Consider the following 2,189-nt stretch of genomic DNA (forward strand, 5'->3'; position numbering starts at 1 on the left):
TTAGATCAAGATAATACTATAAAACAAGATACACCTAGTTATTATTTTTCTCCTAAAGATGAATTCAAATGCAAATCATAAAGGATAAAATAATATATGAAAACAAGCCAAATATATGAAACTTTATAAATATGCTAGAATGTGCTGGACTAGGTATTCTATAAATTTAAATGAGAACATGCTTAAGGAATTTCTAAAAAATATAAAAACAATAGGATGAAATAATGGATGAAGAACTTTTTTGGGAAAACATTGTTCCAGTAGGACATATTAATGAAGAAACTTTAAAGAGCCAAATTTATATTAATAATATAAATTTTAGCACTTTGCAATATGATGAAACAGTTTTACCTACAGAATTAGAGTGTTGTTATAATGAATTTAAATACTATCAAAAAAGCAATAATGAAATAGCAACACTAGGTTGGGCTATTAGCTATCAACTTCAAGTATTGTGGCAAAATAGCCCTAAGATAGATACAATACAAAATTATCATCTCCCCGTAAAACAAAATAAGCCTAATAATCCCCAAGCAGAACAAAGACTAAAAGAAATACAAAATTTCTTACAAAGTAAAGGTATAGAACCCCTTATTTTACATTATACCCCTTATCCAAACAACACACAAACCCAAGAGATGAAAAGACTAAGGCAAAATTCAGAGCGTTTTTCTCGCCATATAGATAATAAAACAAATGAAGTAAGAGAAGAAAGGCGTTCTATTAAATTTTACACTACGCTAGATTGGGATAAGTTTTATTCTCATTTTCCTATAATAAAAAGACTAAGTAAAAAATTTCATACAAAAGAAGACATATACACTCAAAATTTTACAAAGCAAATAGAAATAATCTTACAAAAAACTCATAATATTTTGATATTAAAAAATTTGCCTCAAGGAGAATATAAATTTGATTTTGCTATCGATATAAAAGAAAATCGAAGCGATAAAAATGAAGAATCTTATATCATCATTAAAGAAAATGATGAAATTTCAAAAGATTATAAACGCATTTTAGACTGTAAGCCCTATGAGCTTGATACTTTAAATTGTCAATATATAGGTGTGGGTGATGATGAGTTTTTCAGACAAATTCGGGAAAATTTACAAGTAAATATCGCAAAGCAATTTGATACAGAATTTTCTCTTACTTGGTTTATTAAAACATATTTAAGAACGCAACCATTGACAATGAGCACTATGTTAGGTTATGATACATCGGAGATTGGGGAACAAACTTATGATGAACTCATGCAAGATCTATCTCTTTATGCTTGTAGTGGTAAATTTTCTTTTAATTTTGTTCCTTCGAAATTAAGCATTAAAAAAGAAATTCAAGGAGATAGAGAAAAGGTATCATACCGCGTTGATGAAATGCTTGTTTATGTTTATGATAGCTTTGATTTTTTAGATCAAGGACATGAATTTGATGATAAGGGAAATTTTATCAAGCTAGGACAACCTGTTGGAGCTTGGGATTTTAATGAAAAGAGTTTTAGTATTTGGGGTTCTACAAGACAGATGGAAACTTATAAACCAAAGAAATATTTATTTTTTATACCACAAATAACCTTTGCTGATATTCTACAATCCCCAAAAACCAAGCAATACTATCTTTACAATCAAGATTACCAAGACTATCAAAAATTCACTCCTTATGGTTTGGACTTTAAACTTTATAGCAAGGATTTTATCGCTAAACTTGATTTTAAAGATAAAGCTTATAATGTGCTTTATAATACAGGAGTTTAAATGGGAGAAGATATTACATTTTCTATTTTTTGGGGTTTATTTGGATTTATTCTTGCTTTTACTAATATAAAATTTTATCTTACAACTTTAAGTGTTCTTATTGCCTTTTCTATTTTAAATTATTGGATGAGAATTAACATAAAAGAATTTGTAAAATCTTATTTTTTAGTATATTTTATTATCTTTTTTATGGCTATTGTTATCATATTTTATCTTACCTATGGTATTGAAACTTCTAGGGATCTTGCATTACTTAGCTCTCTAGAAGCTAAAGAATTGTCACCGCAAGAATATAAAGCATATAATTATTTTGGATTTTTGACTTGTATAACTATGTTTTTTTTTACAATCACATTTTTTATACTTCCTTGTTTATTGCAAGCTTATTTATTTAAATGTTATAGCACAGAAGAAAAACGCAAAAAATTAAGTTGG

Annotated in this window: 2 protein-coding genes; both read left to right on the forward strand. The window is 27.3% G+C overall.

Annotated elements, in window-relative coordinates; translation table 11 throughout:
• Positions 1-224: 224 nt before the first annotated feature.
• A complete protein-coding gene (locus AJ885_RS10020; RefSeq protein WP_070233466.1) occupies positions 225-1,754 on the forward strand; it encodes a DUF6402 family protein in 1,530 nt (509 codons plus the stop codon).
• Positions 1,755-2,189: hypothetical protein (locus AJ885_RS10025; protein ID WP_070281062.1), on the forward strand; the 435-nt coding region annotated here is incomplete at its 3' end.

Origin of the sequence: Campylobacter sp. BCW_6464, assembly GCF_001762775.1 — a bacterium.
Classification (GTDB): domain Bacteria; phylum Campylobacterota; class Campylobacteria; order Campylobacterales; family Campylobacteraceae; genus Campylobacter_D; species Campylobacter_D jejuni.

Bases quoted from the DNA above. Each gene is read 5' to 3' on its own strand.
- AJ885_RS10020 (WP_070233466.1), top strand. From the start codon at position 225: ATGGATGAAGAACTTTTTTGGGAAAACATTGTTCCAGTAGGACATATT.